At 38.1% G+C, this 20642-nt stretch carries 12 protein-coding genes and 1 pseudogene; 9 read left to right on the forward strand and 4 right to left on the reverse strand.

Annotated elements, in window-relative coordinates; all coding sequences use genetic code 11:
- Positions 1 to 203: pseudogene (locus tag GQR53_RS08660) on the forward strand (IS30 family transposase); the annotation flags it as partial.
- A 347-nt stretch (positions 204 to 550) separates the two neighbouring features.
- Positions 551 to 1513 (forward strand): replication initiation protein, encoded by a 963-nt coding sequence (locus tag GQR53_RS08665; RefSeq protein WP_165743609.1) that lies wholly within the window; start codon positions 551 to 553, stop codon positions 1511 to 1513.
- A 24-nt stretch (positions 1514 to 1537) separates the two neighbouring features.
- On the opposite strand, the gene GQR53_RS08670 is transcribed toward GQR53_RS08665, so the two are convergent.
- On the reverse strand, positions 1538 to 2416 hold the full coding sequence (locus GQR53_RS08670; protein ID WP_165743612.1) for a hypothetical protein: 879 nt from the start codon (positions 2414 to 2416) through the stop codon (positions 1538 to 1540).
- A gap of 811 nt (positions 2417 to 3227) precedes the next feature.
- Here GQR53_RS08670 and GQR53_RS08675 point away from each other — a divergent pair.
- Positions 3228 to 3413, forward strand: coding sequence for a hypothetical protein (locus GQR53_RS08675; protein ID WP_165743614.1), 186 nt, complete (start codon positions 3228 to 3230; stop codon positions 3411 to 3413).
- Positions 3414 to 3730: 317 nt separating this feature from the next.
- Here GQR53_RS08675 and GQR53_RS08680 read toward each other — a convergent pair whose 3' ends face one another.
- The 3 genes from GQR53_RS08680 to GQR53_RS08690 form a co-directional block, all read right to left on the reverse strand.
- Entirely contained in the window at positions 3731 to 4495 is a 765-nt protein-coding gene (locus GQR53_RS08680) for a hypothetical protein (protein WP_165743616.1), read from the reverse strand.
- The gene (locus GQR53_RS08685; RefSeq protein ID WP_165743618.1) at positions 4492 to 5331 is read right to left on the reverse strand and encodes a hypothetical protein; all 840 of its coding nucleotides are present in this window, start codon (positions 5329 to 5331) and stop codon (positions 4492 to 4494) included. Before GQR53_RS08685 ends, GQR53_RS08680 begins: the two co-directional genes overlap by 4 nt.
- A gap of 121 nt (positions 5332 to 5452) precedes the next feature.
- Positions 5453 to 6538, reverse strand: a complete 1086-nt coding sequence (locus tag GQR53_RS08690) for a zincin-like metallopeptidase domain-containing protein (RefSeq protein ID WP_165743620.1) — start codon at positions 6536 to 6538, stop codon at positions 5453 to 5455.
- Between the two features lie 236 nt (positions 6539 to 6774).
- Between GQR53_RS08690 and GQR53_RS08695 the strand changes: the two genes are divergently transcribed.
- The 6 genes from GQR53_RS08695 to GQR53_RS08720 all read left to right on the forward strand — a co-directional run bounded on the left by GQR53_RS08695 (position 6775) and on the right by GQR53_RS08720 (position 20568).
- The gene (locus GQR53_RS08695) at positions 6775 to 8817 is read left to right on the forward strand and encodes a class I SAM-dependent DNA methyltransferase (RefSeq protein ID WP_165743622.1); all 2043 of its coding nucleotides are present in this window, start codon (positions 6775 to 6777) and stop codon (positions 8815 to 8817) included.
- On the forward strand, positions 8817 to 10217 hold the full coding sequence (locus GQR53_RS08700) for a restriction endonuclease subunit S (protein ID WP_165743624.1): 1401 nt from the start codon (positions 8817 to 8819) through the stop codon (positions 10215 to 10217). Before GQR53_RS08695 ends, GQR53_RS08700 begins: the two co-directional genes overlap by 1 nt.
- Positions 10218 to 10219: 2 nt before the next feature.
- Positions 10220 to 11254 carry a PDDEXK nuclease domain-containing protein gene (locus tag GQR53_RS08705; protein ID WP_165743625.1) on the forward strand — a complete coding sequence of 345 codons (1035 nt, stop codon included), beginning with the start codon at positions 10220 to 10222 and terminating at the stop codon, positions 11252 to 11254.
- Positions 11255 to 14485, forward strand: a complete 3231-nt coding sequence (locus tag GQR53_RS08710; RefSeq protein ID WP_165743628.1) for a DEAD/DEAH box helicase family protein — start codon at positions 11255 to 11257, stop codon at positions 14483 to 14485.
- 66 nt (positions 14486 to 14551) lie between these two features.
- Positions 14552 to 20191: a DUF4011 domain-containing anti-phage protein Hhe gene (gene hhe, locus GQR53_RS08715; protein WP_165743629.1), complete on the forward strand. Its 5640-nt coding sequence runs from the start codon at positions 14552 to 14554 to the stop codon at positions 20189 to 20191.
- A gap of 20 nt (positions 20192 to 20211) precedes the next feature.
- Positions 20212 to 20568 (forward strand): hypothetical protein, encoded by a 357-nt coding sequence (locus tag GQR53_RS08720; protein ID WP_165743631.1) that lies wholly within the window; start codon positions 20212 to 20214, stop codon positions 20566 to 20568.
- Positions 20569 to 20642 lie beyond the last annotated feature (74 nt).

Below are 20642 nucleotides of genomic sequence, written 5' to 3' on the forward strand. Positions count from 1 at the left end.
ATCACTCATGGGAGCGCGGATTGAATGAAAACACGAATGGATTACTACGCCAGTATTGGCCGAAGAGCACAGATTTTAAGGCGGTAACACCAGCGCAGGTTATACCAGTACTTGAGCAACTTAATAATCGTCCGAGGAAGACACTTGGATTTGAAACGCCTGCAAAATTGATGCAGGATCACTTGGCGGCTAAAGCCGCCTAAACGTTATGCACTTCAGATTTGAATCCGCGATTTATTTTTTAACCGTCAGAAATAAATTAATAAAAAATAGAAAGTGGCAAATGTGCCTTTATTTTTATTTTTTCTATTTTAATACTTTTAGAGGGTGTTATCTTATTGAAATTAAATGAAATATTTACTGTGTTTGTGGGCAGTTTATATGTTTGTTGTGGCGCTTTATACGAAATGAGTGGGCAATTTATACGGTTTAGGAGGACACTTTACCGTGAATAAATAAAAATTTTATTTACCAAAAAACTTACCGAAATTTCTTTTATTGGTTGAGCCGCGGTTAGCATAACTGCATCAACTAGAAATAAGGTAGTGACATGAGCAGTAAAAATTCTCCAAAAATTGTTTTCGCCAATAAGCTATTACATGCGGGATATTCGCTAGAGATTAATGAGCAGCGATTAATAAATCTCGCGCTGTCTAAGGTTAATTCAAAAAAGCCTAACCCAGGAAAAATTGTGATTTATCCAACGGAATATGCCAAGTGTTTCGGCCTCAATAAAAGCAGTGTCTATGAGCAGCTGAGCGCAGCTGCAGAGTCACTAAGAGATAAATTTGTCACTATTTTAGATGATAAAGATGAAGCGTTTTCAATCCCTTGGGTGAGCAATACCACATACGAAAAGCTGAAAAACCAAGGGTCGTTTATTACACTGGAGTTTTCAGAAGCCATCGAGCCGTATATTTTTAATATAAAGGGTGATTTCACAGAGTTATTTTTTCATAACACAGTAAAATTAAACAACCTAGCATCATTTCGGCTCTACGCACTTCTAAATAGGGTGCGAAATTATAAAAATTACAAACGGAAGGGCGAGGTAGTTGTGAATTTTCAGTTGCCAGAGATGAAACAGAAATTATTTTTATCCGAATCATATGGAGCATGGCGGGATTTTAAAAATCGCGTACTGCTACCTGCTATTGAAAAAATCAATGCCCACACAGATATATGCGTAAAGTTTAAGCCAAAAAAAATGGGCAATTGTATTACTGCGATTGAGTTTGCGTACAGCACTCAATGCCCTAGTAAAAGTGAACATATAGCTAGGCCAAATCTATTTCGCCGCCCTAGAGTTAAAAAAGGGTCAGCTAAAGAGGGCGAGTGGGCTCGTGCAAACCTCACGTTATTAAGAACTTATGAGTTGTTAAAACAGAATCAAAATCCTACTTTTAAGCTGAAAAAAGCAGATGTAAGGCGTTGCGTGGAATATGCAAAAATCCTTGGTGACGATGAATCTAAGATTTTTTACTCTAAACAATTGAATAAAAAACAACCATAACGCCTTAATGTTTATACTACTGCATTACGAGTAAAACATTTTTTCAATTTCAGAGCACAATTTAGTTCGGTATATTATTGAGGCACGCAGCAGCTCAGCATCGCTCTCACTGAGAAGTGGTGCTCGTGTCTTCTTGTCAAAACGTTGCGGCATTTCCTCAAATAGTTGTTCGTGGAGTCGTTTAATGTCATCAAAAATTTTGACCGATTGAGAGAATAAAAAAATCTTACTGTAATCGCTATTTCTTAACGAGGCCAAATATTTTAGTAAAATGACCTGTCGTGCCGTTTTATTTTTAAATGAATGCTCAATTTCAATTGCTGCAACAGAGCCATCTAGGAGTCGCACAGCACCATCCACAGTTCGTGTATCAGATAGGTTATTGATACGTTTAAATTCAGGCTCGGTAATAAACCCATTCCACATTGGTGCGTACGTTTCATCACTGTGGTAATTATGTATACCGCGCAGCATGACAAATGCATTAATCAGGTTATGCATTACATTGTTTTGATTGAACTGCAGAGCAGGGTTTCTATTCGCTCTAAAATGTATATCGATGCCCATTAACTCCTCTGCAAATTTGGCTGCAGTGTAGGTAGGTACATAGACTCGACCGTCTGGGCTTCGGTGTGTTTTTACCACACGCAATAGCCCATCGTTTTCTAGCCGGTTTAAATGCTCTAGTGCTAACCGATGGTTGATGCAATATAACCAACGAATAATCCCTGGTGTAACAATAGAAAATCGAATAGCAATTAAAACGGTTAATCTAGTTCGGTTAACGCCTTTTTGATAGTTATTTGCGCCTGGATAATACCGCATATCTATATCAAAATAGCGAGGGTAGTTAAGTAGTAATGAGCTGTTTATTTCTAAATTTTTTGATGGCTGCTGAGTCAATTCACAAAATCCTTTTAGTGAGTTAATTAGTAAAATTAACTAGTACCGCAACACAAAAATTATCATCATTTTATAAATGTATTTCCGTTTTTCATTCCGAGATGCTCTTACAGCATGTACGGAATGATTGTCGCGATAATTATCGCAACAAAAACCGCCTTCAGCGGATGGCTTCTCAACTTCGTTGTTCAACCATAGGGTCTAAAACGCCCGCCAGCTCTGGTGTTGCTCCGCAACGAGCTGACTCGACGCGCTATCGCGCTAGCGTTGTAGACCCAGCGCGAATGCACCTCGCTACGCTCTGTACCAACCGCCATACCGCCGCTACAGACAATGCGATGGGTGCCCCATTATCCGCATTTTTCTTCGCTTTTATTTTCTGACGAAAATAGATGGTTCGATATCAATTTGTGCCAAATTTTAATCGAATTTCGCTGATGCGAAACACTATCGCGGTTGGTACAGACCAGCTGTACATTCGCGCGACTCCATACATTTCCGGCTTCGCCTCCAACGTATTACGCGAGCTATTGGTCTCATTCTGAGACGCTTTTTTTGCAGTTTTTCGTGCCGAAAAATGCGATCTAAAAACCTGTCTTGCAGACAAAAGCCGCCTCCAAATTAAACTTATTAATGAATTTTTTAGAAAAGAATAAAAGGTTTTTACTTAATAAAATTAGGTGGAATAAGGGAAAGGTTAATTACTTAATTCAAACCGTTTGTTGCTGAGCTGCGCAGTCAAACATGTTTGATTTTTATCACGAAATCATTAAATTTGAAAGCATTAATTAATGATTATTAAGGTTTAAAAATGAAAAACGACGCTAATGATATTGCTATTAATCCAACAACAGGATTACCTATCACAAATGCGAGCGCTAATATCGTAGATGTTGGTGGCAATGTGATAGGCCAGCCAGACAGAGTAATGACAGTGCACGAAATAGAAGGGTCAATAGAAGACGATTATTTTGATGCATCTGATGACGGCTTTTAATGCTCAAAATCTTAAAAGCTATCCGTGGTTATCGAATAGAAATTGTCTATTCGACTATTGCTTTTAGTGGCTCAGGGTTACTGTTTTTACAGTACCAATCAACTCAAAATTTTGCCTGGTTTATTACACTGACCTTATTCTGTACCAAGATGGCTATTGGCATAATCAACTATGAGAAATATTGCCAAAGTAATAAGCGTAGTATGAAGGTAGCGCTCAAATATTTGTTATTTAAATTTGTATAACCCTCTTGTTTATTTGTCCGAAACGCAAAGCGCTCCGAGTTAATCAGGGCGCTTTTTTAGTTTTATAAGTATTTAAGTGCTTTTAAAACACTCAGGTTTACAAACTATGGGTGGTAAAAAAGATCTTAAAAACATAACTTCTTTATCATTTAATTGAAAAGTTCTGCTTTTTATTGGGTACTGGGTTTGTACTGTTATTTGATTTTCCATCAACTCAATTTCCCACCTCCTCATAGAATTAAGTATTACTGAAGAGATGCTGTAAAACTGCGAATTAATACCAAATTTTGCAGCACCATAATGTAACGCCGCCAGTAAATCATCGTCAGATAAGCTAAATTTTTCAACTTGTAAGCCTGAGCTACTATAACTTTTAATCTTAATAAGCATGTCTAAGTGAAGGGCTGTAGCGAGTTTTTCAGCAGAGTCACGGCCTATATCAAAAGGTATGTCCTTCCACTTAGTACTATTTCGGTGAGCTCTCAAACTTACTGTGTAATAAGGGGTGGCCGTTGCCAGCCTCAAAATAGTGAAATCTTGCTCTCTCATTAAAGTGCGTACATCGTGCATTTCAACATTTACTAATTTGTAGCCAAGTGCTAACTCAAATGCAGTGTTGCTATTCTCAGGGGTAATGAATATTTGGCCCCACCAGGTAATTGTAATAGAACAGTTCTTTGCTTTAAGTGATTTAAATAAACCATGTAATAGTACTAAGCTTGGTTTCCAATCTTTTGCCATTACATCTACACCACTAACAGGTGATGGGTGATAATCAAAAATTACCCTGCGCTTTTTAGCCTGTTTGATTTCTGATAGCAAAGTTTGAATATTCATACAGACTCACGCTCAGCCATAATCTTTATGCTAAAAGACTGATGTCGCTTACCAACCTTTCCCTGCTTTGTAATGCCTGTACCACTAAATGTAATTTTCTTGTCGTAGTAATAAGCATGTTCAAACCGTAAGCTAGTGGTTCTATTTTTAGTGTCAATATGAGTAATTAAGTCACCATAAACCACACCAAAAATACGCTTTATGACTCTTAATACTATTTGCTCAATCTCAAGTTCAAGCCGTTCAGTTTGTACACTTAGCGTGTTCGACTCTTCATTTAAGTTAGATAGTAATTCGTCACGTTCTGTCGTTAGCACATTAGTGCACTTGTCATCTAAATCTCGAATCGGCGAAACTATATTTTCAAGCTGCCAGTATAGGTCAGAGGTGTTTTCAAACGCCTCTTGTTTAGCTTCCAGCTCACGAATTAACGATAAAACTAATGGCACACGTTTTTTATCTAATATAACGCTTTTAATATTCCGCTCAGGCAAAGCTATATCGTTAATATCTACATATGGGGTAATGAAGTGAGGTTCTTTATTTGGGGGTAACAGCCCAGAAAACGCAATTTTTGTGCTTGTTACATGTAGGTATGAAGTCATCGAATGATGATACCGGTTAGTTAGCTGATAAAACCAATTGACCTCAGTTGTTTTGACAACAACTTCATAAAGATTATTTTCTTCTAGCAGTTTGCGAGCATTAAGCATTTCATTAATGAGTCTTTCGGCAAACTCAACTAAGCAATAAGTAGGCAAAGTTAATCTGTAATGCTCATTCCGCTGTTCTTTATTAAATAATTGCACCTCTAAACAAATAACTTGATGGGACATATAAATTCCTCTCAGCTCTCTAACAAAGCGTAGCTGAAATAGAAAATGTTAATTACAAATTATTATTTTATTTATCTGTTTTTTTCTTTATTCAATGTCGCTACGCCAATAAAGCTAGTAATTACCACTCAATATGATGCTTGTTTGGCTTTGAGCATTGCTCACAAAACGATAAATTTTCATAACGGGTTAACGTAACACTATAACTTTCATGGCAATGGTTACAGCACGTACTAACTTTTAGCGTACTTACAAAACCTGTAAGAATTATTTTCTCTGGTTCTACTGCTTCACTATCATTAAGTTGTTCAAACTCTTTATCTTCACAATCCACATCAGCGTTTTCAATGCCTGTTAACTCATACAAAAAATGTACTGCTTTTTTTGCGTCATCTACGGCTTTAAATAAGTAACGAAAGTCATCTTTTAAATGCTTTATCCAAGACTTCAAATAAGCTGCATGATCTGTTCTTGGTGTAATTGTATTTTCAAGCCGCGTACATATAATTGCAGCACCAAGTTCAGCAACAAGCTCTTCATATGCATACTGCTCAGTACTATTGTTAGCTAAGTTGCGCTTCATTCTAGAGTCATGCCCACTCCAATGAATTAACTCATGGATAGCAGTAGCATAATAATTATGCTTTTTGCTCCCATGAGAACTATCTACAAAGTTAGTGGGGAATGGCAGGTATATTTTATCTTCGTATACTCTATAAAATGCATCGGTATTGCCATGAGTAATATTGGCTTTGCATCGGGCTATAAATTTATCAGCACTCGGATCTATCGGCATATCATCTGCAAATAAGTCAGGGTGTGCTGAATTGTAATTATTTACTTGGTCAGCGTTGAATACCGTATAAGGTTTAAAATAAATAATATAATCTTCATCACTGGGGTTATTTTTCTTAGCGTAAATAGGGCGAAATAAACGTGTCCCTTTTGAGCGAATTTTTACCTTCGCTTTTTTTGTATTCCATTGTTTAAGTGTAGCCCACTCATCCGATTGAAAAGTATTCTCAAGGGTAGACGCCCAAAGTAGCGTTGCATTCATGCCACTAAAAAGGTGGTGTGTAATGGCATTTTTAGGTTCTAAAAAGCCATTATGCCAAGGTGCTATCCATTCCCCCAAGTTCTCCTGCATTTGCTCAATTAGCTTGTCTACAACACCTCTTACATGTGCGTCTACTTCTTCCTTTTTCATAATTTAATTCCGTTTTAAAGCTATGAGTTATTTATAGATTACTATTTTGTTAATTATGAATATTACCTTAATTTGATAAAGCTTCTCTACCATACAACATAATAAAGGTTACAATACCCTTAATAAAAAATACTGCCTTCAGTGCTGGTAAATAATCTTTAAATCTTGCTTAAAAAATAGCATATCTAATGATATGGTAAGTTAAGTTACGGAAAACAAAATAATAAAGGGTCAAAATGACAGATAACAACTTCTCTTCAACCGCTGCTTTTTTATGGTCAGTCGCTGACTTGCTTCGCGGTGATTTTAAACAATCTCAGTATGGCCGTATAATCCTACCTTTTACACTGTTAAGGCGTTTAGAGTGTGTGCTTGAAGCCACTAAACCTGCTGTGCTTGAAAAGTACGAAACCGTAAAAGCCATGCCAATTGAAGCGCAAGACAAGCTCCTTACTCACGCAGCGCAGTTAAGTTTTTACAATACCTCAAAAATGGATTTAAACCGCCTCGGCGAAACCGATGTAGCCAGTAACCTAGAGAGTTACATTCAATCGTTTAGCCCTAATGCGCGTGAAATTTTTGAGCATTTTGACTTTTTTAACACCCTAGATAAGCTTGCTGAAGCCGACCTACTTTATAAAGTAGCTAAACGCTTTGCTACAACCGACCTACACCCAAATGTTATTAATAACTATGGCATGGGTTTAGTGTTTGAAGAGCTAATAAGGCGCTTTGCTGAAAGCTCTAACGAAACCGCGGGTGAGCACTTTACCCCGCGCGACATTGTACGTTTAACCACCTCTTTAGTGTTTACCAATGACGACGATGCGCTTACGCAATCGGGCTTAGTTCGCTCAATTTACGACCCAACAGCGGGTACGGGCGGGTTTTTATCATCGGGTATGGAATACGTACTAGAACTTAACAATAAAGCATCGCTTTCAGCATTTGGCCAAGAGCTAAACCCAGAGTCATACGCTATATGTAAAGCCGATATGCTTATTAAAGGCCAAAAGGTCGATAACATTAAGCTCGGCAATACCTTATCGAATGACCAGTTACGCACCGAAAAGTTTGATTACATGTTATCAAACCCGCCATTCGGTGTGGACTGGAAAAAAATACAAAAACAAATTAACGACGAACACACCGAAAAAGGCTTTGAAGGCCGCTTTGGTGCGGGTTTACCGCGCGTGTCTGACGGCTCGTTACTGTTTTTAATGCACTTAGTTAGCAAAATGCGCCCACAACACGAAGGTGGTTCGCGCATTGGTATTATTTTAAATGGCTCACCGTTATTTACCGGTGGTGCGGGGAGTGGTGAGAGTGAAATTCGCCGTTATATTCTTGAAAACGACCTGCTAGAGGCCATTGTAGCCCTACCTACGGATATGTTTTATAACACCGGCATATCAACTTATGTGTGGGTGCTTTCAAGCCATAAACCTGCTAACCGTAAAGGCAAAGTACAACTTATAAATGCGGCAAAAGAGCGCGCTAAAACAGGCGGCAGAGGCCGTAGTGGTGGCGGTGAAGTTGAAGGAAATGATGAGAATGTATTTTATGCAGCAATGCGTAAATCACTGGGTAGCAAACGTAAAGAACTAACAGAAGACGCGATAGAAACCATTGTTAAAACATACGGCCAATTTGTAGAGAACGACTTTAGTAAAATATTCGATTACCAAGCGTTTGGTTATCGCCGTATTACAGTAGAGCGCCCATTACAACTAGCTGTTTACCCAAAAGATGAACTGCGCCTTGAAGCCCTGCAAGCCGATAACGCTTGGGCGAAAATGGATGAAACGACTCAACAAGCCATTCTGGATGCGCTTGCTTCTTTTGAACAAGAGAAATATTTATCGCGTGATAAGTTCCTCAAACAACTCAAAGCTAGACTAGTAGCCGTTAAGCTAAGCGCTGCCCAGCTTAAACTGATTGTTAAGCACTTGAGCGAACACGATGACGAAGCAGAAGTATGTAAAGTAAAGGGCAAGGTAGAAGCCAACCCAGACTTGCGTGATAATGAAAACGTACCACTCACTGAATCTGTTGATAACTACTTTGCCCGTGAAGTACTACCACATGTGCCAAACGCGTGGATTGATACTAAAAAAACGGATGAGCAAGACGGTGAAGTAGGTATAGTTGGCTACGAAATACCATTTAATCGCCATTTTTATGAATACGTACCACCAAGATCACTCATCGAAATTGATGCGGATTTAGATAAAGTATCGAGTGATATTATGCAGCTGCTTAACGAGGTACATTCATAATGGCAGGTACAGCCTTGAGCGCAAGAAAGTATAAAGCATATCCTGAGTATAGAGATACTGAGTTACGTTTTCTTGAGAAGATACCAAAAGCTTGGTCAACGAGTAAGGTTCGGTTTATTTCATCTTTTGGTCGTGGTTTAACGATTACAAAAGCTAACCTAAAGGATACGGGTGTTCCCTGTGTTAGTTATGGTGAAGTACATTCAAAATATGGGTTTGAAATAGATCCACTAAAGCATCAATTAAAATGTGTTGATAAAGAGTATCTGGAGTCTTCACCATATGCGATTTTATCCAAAGGTGATTTTATATTTGCTGACACATCTGAAGATATCGAGGGGTCAGGTAACTTTACACAACTTATTAGTGATGAGGTTTTATTTGCTGGTTATCATACAGTAGTCATCCGACCTAATATAACAAACTACTATCGATTTTTAGCTTATCTTTTTGACTCGACTGAATTTAGAACTCAGGTTAGAGATGCGGTAAAAGGAGTTAAGGTATTCAGTGTTACCCAAGCAATATTAAAGAACATAAGTATTTGGCTACCTGAATACAATGAACAACAAAAAATCGCCAGTTTTCTCGATCACGAAACCGCTAAAATCGACACCTTAATCGCTAAGCAAGAAAAGCTAATTGAGCTGTTAAAAGAAAAACGCCAAGCGGTCATTTCTCACGCAGTGACAAAAGGACTAAACCCCAATGCCCCAATGCGCGACTCAGGCGTAGAATGGCTAGGTGAAGTGCCAGAGCATTGGGAAGTTAAAAAAATAAAATATATAGTTAAAGAGCCTTTGCTTTATGGTGCAAATGAAGCGGCTGAAGATATTGACAAATCACAACCTAGATTTGTAAGAATAACAGATGTTGATGAAGACGGAACGTTGAGGGATGATACTTTTAGATCTCTACCACAAGAAATAGCTTTACCTTATATGCTAAAAGACGGAGATATCTTACTCGCAAGGAGTGGAGGAACAGTAGGTAAGAGCTTTATATATCGTAATTCGTGGGGAAGCTGTTGCTTTGCAGGTTACTTAATTAAAGCGAGTATTAATGAAGGTATCATTGATGCTGATTGGGTTTACTTTAATACCTTGACGAACTTTTACTGGGACTGGATAAAAAGCTCCCAAATACAAGCAACAATACAAAATGTCAGTGCAGATAAATATAATAATTTTGAAATAGCGATCCCATCAAAAGATGAAAGTAGAGAAATTATTGACTTTTTATTCAAAAGTTTAAAAAGATTTGATGATTTAACTCTAAAATCTGAATCCGCAATTAAACTTATGCAAGAGCGTAAAACCGCCCTTATCTCCGCAGCAGTAACAGGTAAGATTGACGTGCGTGACTTTGTTTCAGAACAGGGGCAGCCACAAGGAATTTAAGGATGAGTAATCTAACAAGCCTAGCTCCCTTGAGCCAAGAGCTGAGCGCCCTGATCCACAGTGCCAAGCAGCGCGCTGCGGTCGCAGTGAACAGCGAAATTACTTTGTTGTATTGGCAAGTGGGTAATCGCATTAATCAAGCAGTGCTGGGCGGTGAGCGAGCCGATTATGGCAAACGAGTGATTGCCACGCTTTCTAATGAGCTAACGGTGCAATTTGGCAAAGGCTGGAGCAAACGCAACCTTGCGCAAATGGTTAAGTTTGCAGAGGTTTTTTGGGATATAGAGATTGTGCACGCACTGCGTACACAATTGAGTTGGACCCATATTCGCCAGTTAATTGCTATTGATGAACCCATAAAGCGAGACTTTTACACCACAATGGCCATTCAGGAACGCTGGTCAACCCGCACCTTGGATGAGCGCATAGGTGCCTTGTTGTTTGAGCGCACGGCTATTTCTAAAAAGCCAGACGATACCATTGTGGCTGAACTCTCTGAGCTGCGAAATTCAGGCCAGTATAAGCAGGAACTGCTGCTTAAAGACCCCTATATTCTCGATTTTTTAGAACTGAATGACCGCTACTTAGAGAAAGATTTAGAAGATGCCATTTTAAGAGACATTGAGCAGTTTTTATTAGAGCTGGGTGCCGGCTTTAGTTTTGTGGCGCGTCAAAAGCGTATCCAAATTGACAACGATGATTTTTATATCGACTTGCTATTTTACAACCGTAAGTTAAAGCGTTTGGTGGCAATTGATTTAAAGCTCGAAAAGTTTAAACACAGCCACAAAAGCCAGATGGAGCTATACCTCAACTGGCTAAAAAAATATGAAACCGAAGAGGGTGAAAACCCACCACTTGGGATCATTTTGTGCTCCAGTAAAAAACAAGAACAAATTGAGTTACTTGAAATGGAAGGCAGCGATATTCATGTTGCAGAATACCTAACGCATTTGATGGATGTTGAACTACTCGAACAAAAATTACAGCATTCTATTGCCAAGGCAAAGCAACGATTAAATCAAAAGGATGAGTAAATGAGCCAAGCAAAAACAGTAAGAGAGTTGCAATTTCAAAATGACATTATTGACCAAATGCTTGCACAAGGCTGGTTACTGGGTGAGTCGAATAAATATAATAAAGAGTTAGCTCTTTACCCAGAAGATGTTGTTACCTTTGTAAAAGACTCGCAGCCTGAGCAATGGGATAAGCTGCAAAAACATTCCCCAGAGACTGACCGAAGCCCTACAGCAACCGCTGATGCTTTACTTAAAAGCCTAGAACGTAACTTAAAAAACAAAGGCACGCTTTGGGTATTACGTAATGCGATTAAAGACCGTGGCGCTAAATTTAGTTTATGTAGCTTTAAGCCTGATCACGATTTAAACCCTGATGCGAGTAAACGCTATAATAAAAATATTTTACGCGTGGTGCCTGAGCTTAAATACTCACCGAATGGTTATGATGGCCGGTTAGATTTAACCCTGTTTGTAAACGGGTTACCGGTTGCAACTTGTGAGTTAAAGTCTGAATTTAAGCAGTCGCTCAATAATGCCAAAGTGCAATACATGAAAGACCGCCAGCCAAAAGATCCAATCACTAAAAAGGCAGAGCCATTATTGACCTTTAAACGTGGTGCGTTAGTTCATTTTGCAGTAAGCCAATATAACGTGGCAATGACGACCCGTTTAGCGGGGAATAAAACCTTCTTTTTACCGTTTGACCAAGGTACAGCCGAAGGCGCTGCGGGAAATGATATTCCGGCTGATGGCAGCTATGCGACCTCGTACCTTTGGAACGAGATTTTTCAAAAAGATAACTTGTTACTTATTTTAAGCCGCTATATTCACTTAGAAGTAAAAGACGAAGAGCAACTTGATGGCCCAATAAAAGTAAAAGAAACCATGATATTCCCGCGTTATCATCAATGGGCTGTGGTTTCTAAGCTTATAAATACAGTTGATTTTGAAGGTACGGGTAAAAAGTACCTTATTCAACACAGTGCGGGCTCGGGTAAGTCGAACTCTATTGCGTGGTTGTCGCACCAGCTGGCCTCTAAACATTACTTAACTGAGCACCCCGAATTACAAAAACAAGCAGGCGACAAAGTATTTGATTCAGTAATAGTCATTACCGATAGAACCGTTTTAGATAGCCAACTACAAGATACCATTTATCAGTTTGATCATAACGAAGGGATGATAGCGCGGGTTAACCGCGAAGAGGCACAAGGCAGTAAGTCGAGCCAGCTAGCCGGTGAGCTTAAAGCCAGTACCTCGATTATTATTGTGACCATTCAAACCTTTCCTCATGTTTTAGAGGCAATACGAAAAGATTCTACCCTAGCTGGGCGAAGTTTTGCGGTAATAGCCGATGAAGCGCACTCTAGCCAAACGGGAACAACAGCACGTAAGTTACGTGAAGTGCTTATGGCGGAACAACTTGAAGGCGATGACGAGCTAGACAGTGAAGATATGCTGCGTTTATCGCTAGAGGCCCGTAAAGGCTCTAACAATATTAGCTATTTTGCCTTTACAGCAACACCAAAAGCGAAAACCTTAGAGCTATTTGGCCGCCCTGAAGATTTAGACGCACCGCTAAGCGATACTAATAAGCCATTACCCTTTCATGTGTATTCAATGCGCCAAGCCATTGAAGAAGGCTTTATTTTAGATGTGCTGCAAAACTACACCAGTTATCGCGTGGCTTATCAATTAGCTCATGATAACCCGCAGTCTGATCAAGAAGTAGATAGCAAAAAAGCGGCGTCTAAAATGGCTAAATGGGTAAGATTACACCCATACAATATTGCACAAAAAGTTGAAACAATTGTTGAGCACTTTAATGCCAAAATTAAACACTTATTAGGCGGAGAAGCCAAAGCAATGGTGGTGACGAGTAGCCGTTTAGAAGCTGTACGTTACAAGCTTGCCTTTGAAAAGTATGTAATGGATAAAGGCTATGAAAACGTAAATGCAATGGTGGCGTTTTCTGGTGAAGTAAACGACCCAGATATTCCTGATCATGCTTTTACTGAAAAAGCGATGAACCCTAATTTGCGTGGCCGCGATATGCGCAAAGCCTTTGACACTAACGACTACCAAGTAATGTTAGTCGCGAATAAGTTTCAAACAGGGTTTGACCAACCTAAGTTAGTGGCTATGTATGTTGATAAGCCATTAAAGGGTGTTGAATGTATTCAAACGCTCTCTAGGTTAAACCGTACTTGCAAAGGTAAAGATAAAACCTTTGTGCTGGATTTTGTAAACGACCCTGAAGAAATTTTAGAAGAGTTTAAAGTTTACTTTCAAACCGCTGAGCTTTCAGACGTATCTGATCCTAATATTGTTTACGACATAATGGAGAAGCTAGCTGAGGTGGGTATTTACCAATGGTTTGAAGTAGAAACTTTTGTAACCGCTTATAACAGTAAACATGCCAAGCAAGACAAACTCACCAATATTATGAAAGCGCCTGTAGAGCGATTTAAGCTGCGCTACAAAGAAGCTACGACTGTACTGCAATCAGCTCAAAAAGAGCTTTCAAAAGCGAAAGATGAGAACAACGACAAAGCGATTAAGTACAGTGAGAACAGTGTTAAGCACGCTAAAGAAGCCAGAGATATTTTAGATGTGTTTAGAAAAGATTTAATCTCGTTTTATCGTTACTACGAGTTTAGCTCTCAAATTGTTGACTTTAACGACACTGACTTAGAAAAGCTCAGCGTGTTTGCTAAAAACTTACACCCACTCTTACGCATGGATGTAATAGAAGACGACGTTGACCTAACCGATGTAGTAATGACGCATTATCGGCTGCATGAACAACGCGAAGCTGATTTACAGTTAGGTCATAAAATTGGTGAAGAACCTAAAAGCTACTTACCACCAAGCAAAGAAGGCTCGGGGGCAGTACCAAAGGATCCTAAAACTGAGCTTTTAAACGAAATCATTGAGCGCATGAACGACCTGTTTGCTGAAGATGGCCTATCTGAAAACGATATGGTTAATTACGCTAATGCAATAATGGGTAAAGTAGCCGAAAACGAAACCGCAATGGACCAGGTTAAGCACAATACCAAAGAGCAAGCCATGCTTGGCCAATTCCCTGAAGCAATCCAAAACGCGATTATTGAAAGCATGGATACTCACAACGCAATGGCCATGAAAGCACTTTCAAGCGATTTAGTGTCTAAAGGTATAGCGAGCTTAGTGTTCGACATGCTAATGAAAGGTGTTGCGGGTAAGAGCGATGAGCGACGTACTTAACTTTAGTTAATGAATATGAGTTTGGGAGAACGCTCCCTCTTGAGTGCAGAATAATAGGTTTGAAAAATGAGTGAGTTATCTAATTTAATTATTAGTGAGCTAAAGAACACCCCTAATCAAAAAGCAAAAGCGATTGCTAAAAAGCTTGGTGTGGATAAGAAAGCAATTAATCATGCTTTGCATATCGACTTAAAGAATAAAGTACAGCAAAGTGATGATTATTCATGGTGTTTAACTGAAACGAACGGAAAAGAGATAGGTTATAAAATGGACAGTTCAACTAAAAGCCAGTTAAATAATAATTTTGCATTTGACTCTTTGCAAGCTATTAGAAATCGTTTGTTAGACCTGACAGGAAGAAACCGCCTGTTAAATTTTAAGCATGGAAAAACAGGTTTTATAAGAGTTATAGATGAGATGCCAGATCAGTTGGCTTCAAATATTCTCGAAGGTAATGAATTTACTTTTATTCCTATCGACGAGCCTTTGCGTGAAGAGTTAATTAAGCATGGATATATCGTCATTAAAGAGGATGGACAAGAAGTAAAAGTAAAAGCAGACCCTAGCTCTAAAGATTGGGCTAAAGTTAAAGGTTTTAACACAAGCTATGAACTGCCATTAAGTACTAAGTCAAAAGACTCTAAGCATAATGACACTAATATACAATCTCTCCTCTTTCCTCGAGAGCTAGAGGCCCAATTACGAAATATTCGAACCAAAGCAAACACAGCAATCGAAGAAACAGGAGCCAATATTCTTTATCTTGCCTTTGGTTTTTTAGAGTGGTTTGAAGATGAAAAGTCTGATGTTAAAAGACAAGCACCTTTGTATTTAATACCGGTTAAAATTGACAGGGCATCATTAAATAAAGATTTAGGTACATACACTTATACTATTGAGTACACTGGTGAGGATATTATTTCAAACCTATCCTTAAGAGAAAAACTTAAGCACGATTTTCATCTTGAATTACCAGAGCTAATCGAAGATGTGTTGCCAGAAGAGTATCTTAAAAAGGTTGAAAGCCAGCTAAAGCGCCACAAACCAGCATGGAAAGTTAAGCGTTATTCGACCTTATCCATGTTTGATTTTGGCAAACTATTAATGTATTTGGATTTAGATCCAAGCCGTTGGCCTCAAGGCTCAAGCAATATTCAAAACCATTCCATTCTTCAGAAGTTTTTTGCAAAACACGGAACTGCAGATGGTGAAAATAATACAAGTTTTGGTGAAGAGTATTTAATAGATAAGCTAGATGAAGTCCATAATAACTACCCTTTAATTGATGATGCGGATAGCTCTCAGCATAGTGCTTTAGTTGATGCAATTCAGGGTAAAAACTTAGTTATTGAAGGACCTCCCGGCTCAGGCAAGTCTCAAACAATCACAAACTTAATTGCCGCTGCAATAGCCCAAGGAAAAAAAGTATTATTTGTTGCAGAGAAAATGGCAGCACTTCAAGTTGTAAAATCTCGATTATCTAGAGCTGGACTTGGTGACTTTTGTTTAGAGTTACATAGCCATAAAACACAAAAAAAGCAGGTTTACGAGAACTTAGCTCAAAGAATTAATAATCAAAGTAAATATCGTTATCCATCTTCAATTGACATTGATATACAAATGTATGAAGAAAAGAAAGAAATATTAAGTAGTTATGCCAATTTAATTAATAGTACATGGAAGAATACAGGTAGAACTATCCATCAAATCTTTTCGACCGCGACAAGGTACCGTGAAGAATTTGCCAGCATTGCTTTACAAGATATCAAGCCAGACCATATTAATGGCCAGAGTTTTGATGAAATATCATCAAGAAGAACAACCGATGAACTTAAAAAGTATGCTGATGTATATTCTGAAGTGAAAATGCAGCTTGGAGCAGAGTCAGAACTCTCAGATCATCCTTGGTTTGGGTTATATAATAAATCCATTCAGCTCTTTGATTGTGAGGATATATGTGCCCTACTCGCAGCATGGAACAATGATATTTGTTTATTAGAGCAATCTATTCAGCCATTACATGAGCAGATAGGAAGCGCTGTAATTTCTGATATAACCGCAGTGAAACAAGTTTTAGCAGATAATCATAAGATACCCGAGCTAAAAGGTACTGAAGATCTTACCGCATTAACGCTTATAACGACCGAAAAAGAAATTGCTTTAAAGGAATATGTAAAACAATTCAAACTAGTGAAAACACAGCTTGAAACATTAGATAATTTATTTGAGTCTGCTGCATTCAATAATAATGAGAAATTTCAGCTTTTAGAAACTTCTTGCAATAATTTACTCCAGAAGTGTAAAAATAATGATTTGCAGCTAACAAACCTATACCAACAGCTTTTATCACTTACAACATTAAAAGATGTTAGCCTATCAATTGCTGATGATTTACGTACTTTAATAGAGCAAGACTGTAATTTGTCTGAGTTATTGACACCATCATTTAATGGGTTTGTAGAGTGTAAAAAGTACCTAGAACATGTTAACTCTTTAGATGTAACGTTAGTATCAAGACGGCATGAGTTATTTGATAATGAGCTTTTAGATATACACCTCGCTAATTTAGAGGAGTTACTGCCTAAGATTAATTCATTACACAAAGAATTAGAGTCGCACTTTCAATTAGATAGTTTACCTACAGCAAATGAGCTCGAAGAGATAAATAGCATAATTAAAAATGCAGGGCTTTTTTGTTGGTTAAGTAGTGAATGGCGGGCTGCAAAATCTAAATTATTTTTATGTGCAAAAGGGCTGAAGCCAAAAGTTAAAAGTTTAAAGCCATTGCTTACTAATTTAATCTGTTACCGTAAATTAGTAGAAGAACTACATAAAGAGCCAGCTTACCAAGATTTACTTAAACATGAGTTTAAAGGTATTGAGACTCCTGTATCTGAGTTAGTGAGTATTCGGCTCTGGTACAAAGGTATTCGAGCTTCATATGGAGTTGGTTTCGGACAAAGAGTTGCGTTTGCTAACTCGTTATTTTCTATCGAAAACGAATTATTTAAAGGGTTAAAGCACTTAGCAGCGTCTAAAACACTATCGGAATTTGAGCAATTTTTTGGACTATTTCCTCAGTTAGAACGTGTATTTTCCCACCAGTTATTTGAAAATAAAAATTTAGATTTATCTACTGACATTGGTATTTCCTCGTTTACTAATGAAATAGAAGGTAATATCAAAGCTTTACAGTCACTCTGTAAAAAAGATTTTATTCTGAGAGATCTTTCTCATGCTATACAAAAAATATCTGTTTTTATAAATGATGAAGCTTCGCTTGATAACAACTTAGTCAGCCAAGAAATATTTGGTGAAAACATCTTACTGACAGTCAGAGCTTGCAGTAAAGCACAATTATCAAAAATTGAATCAACTTTAGAGTTAAGTAAAGCGATATCCGCTCTTGAGTCTGAACTTTTGAAAAGATATTTACTAGATAATATTAGTGCTCACTCACTCTCACTAATAAAATCAAATATCGATAACATCTCTGCTTCCTACAATAATTATAAGCAAAGCCTTTTGAAGTTTGCTGATAGAGTAGAACTAGATGAAACGGCTTGGTTTAAAGGCACTTCCAGAAAGTTTGAACTATTAAAAGAGCGTAATAATAAAGCAATCAGTCAACCAAGGTGGTTAAGCACTTGGGTAGACTTCATTAGAGTTAGAACTTCCTTATCTGATAAAGGCCTAGAAAATTTATTACGTTACACTGAAGCAGGCGCTTTAAATTTAGATGAGATTGAACAAATATATGTCTATTCAGTATTTGATATTCTGGCTAGAGAAATTATTAATGAGAATCAACAATTAGCTTACTTCTCTGGAGCCGATCAAAATGCAATTCGTAAACAGTTTAAGGAGTACGACAATAAGCTAAAAACCCTACAACAAGAAAAAATAGCCTACCAAGTGGCTAATAATGGATTTTCTAATACTGAAAGCGGTGTTTCTAGCGGTAAAGTAGCTTCATATACAGAAATGGGGCTTATAAACAATGAAGTTAATAAAAAGACTCGTCATGCGCCAATTCGTCAACTCATACGAAGATCTAGCCAATCGCTTTTAGCTCTGAAGCCATGCTTCATGATGGGACCTCATTCAGTGGCTCAATATTTGGCCCCCGGACAATTAGAATTCGACTTGGTTGTAATGGACGAAGCATCACAAATAAAGCCTGAAGATGCACTGGGTACAATCGCTAGAGGTAAGCAGTTAGTTGTTGTTGGTGATCCTAAACAATTACCTCCAACAAGTTTCTTTGATAAAGCGATTGAAAATGACGAAGAGGATGTAACAGCTATTGAGCAATCTGAAAGTATTCTTGATGTAACTTTTCCAATGTTTAATGCCCGCAGATTACGTTGGCACTACCGCTCGCGCCATGAAAGCTTAATTGCATTTTCAAACCAAGCGTTTTATGACAGTAACTTAGTGGTATTTCCATCGCCATCGAGTGAAAGTGATGAGTTTGGTATAAAGTTCACTCATGTAAAAAGCGGCCGGTTCGTAAATCAACATAACATAGAAGAAGCTAAAGTTATTGCCGAAGCTGTTAGAAGCCATTTATTACATCGACCTCACGAATCATTAGGTGTCGTGGCAATGAGCTCAAAGCAACGGGAGCAAATAGAGCGCTGTGTTGAGGAGTTGTCTAAAGATGATATTCAGTTCAGAGACGCTCTAGCCGAAAACGCTAACAATGAAGAAGCGCTCTTTCTTAAGAACCTTGAAAATGTTCAGGGTGATGAAAGAGATGTTATTTATATTTCCTGCACTTATGGCCCTCAAGAAGCTGGTGCGGCGCATATGCCTCAACGTTTTGGACCAATTAATTCAGCAGCCGGTGGTAGAAGGTTAAATGTTTTATTTACGCGCTCTAAAAAGCGCATGCATGTTTTTAGTTCAATGACTGAAGGACACATTGTTGCATCAGAAACATCTAGTGCGGGCGTTCATGCTTTAAAAAACTTCTTAAGCTACGCACAAACCGGAAAGCTTCAACAACAAAAAGTCACCGGAAAACAGCCCGACAGTGATTTTGAGATATCTGTTATGAATGCACTAAGATTAGAGGGTTTTAACTGTGTACCTCAAGTTGGAGTAGCTGGATATTTTATAGATTTAGCCGTACGAGATCCCGGCCAACCTGGAAGATATTTAATGGGTATTGAGTGTGATGGAGCAACATACCATTCTGCAAAATCAGCGCGAGATAGAGATAGACTTCGTCAGTCTGTTCTAGAAGGGTTAGGTTGGAATATCAAACGAATTTGGTCAACAGATTGGTTTAAAAACCCACAAGCTCAGTTAAAACCTATTATTGAAGCTCTCCATAAATTGAAAACAGAAGTTACAACGCTCGATACTTCGATCTCTGAAGTAGAAAGGATTGAAAGTGTTATTGAACACGAAAATCAGATAGTTAATAGCATTGATGCATTTAGTTACAATGATGAAAAACTAGAAGCAAAACTACAAAAATTTGATGAATGTGTCATACCAAACGATGATGATGTGCCTATGGCAAATAGGCTTCTAAGACCCTCAATGATTGATGCTTTATGCGAGTTTAAGCCGATATCGAAAAGTGAGTTTTTAGAAAAGGTGCCCCCTTATCTTCGCTCTGCTACCTCTAAAGAACACGGTAAATATTTAGAAAAAGTAATAGGCATAATCGCTGAAGATGAAGTTCAAATTTAAAATAACTAGGAGTGTTAAAAATGCTAATTGATACGGACTTATTGTTTGATGATCTCGTAGGGTTTGAGTTTTATCATCAATGTGAGGTTAAAGCTGTAATTGATGATAAGGTCAAATGTGACGATGGTGAAATTTTGGAATTTTATGAAAACATAGAACATTTAATTGAAGAATATGATCAAATACTAATTTTAAAAAAGAGGCAGACACTTGAAGATCTAGAAGGATTTAAATCTTTCTTGATAGAAAGAAATAACTCTGAGCTATTAAAATCCGTAGAAGCAAATATTGAAGTGGCACGTCGCGTAGGTGTTTATGAAACTTTTGCATGCGTGCATGATGATACATTTTATGACTTACACAGCTTCTCATACTAAAAGCGCTTTAGACCGTAATAGTCAGATTGTCTACATCTCACAATAGATGTATTTTAGTTGAGCTAATCTAACTA

The sequence above is a fragment of the Pseudoalteromonas sp. Z9A6 genome, from assembly GCF_011378805.1.
Lineage (GTDB): Bacteria > Pseudomonadota > Gammaproteobacteria > Enterobacterales > Alteromonadaceae > Pseudoalteromonas > Pseudoalteromonas distincta.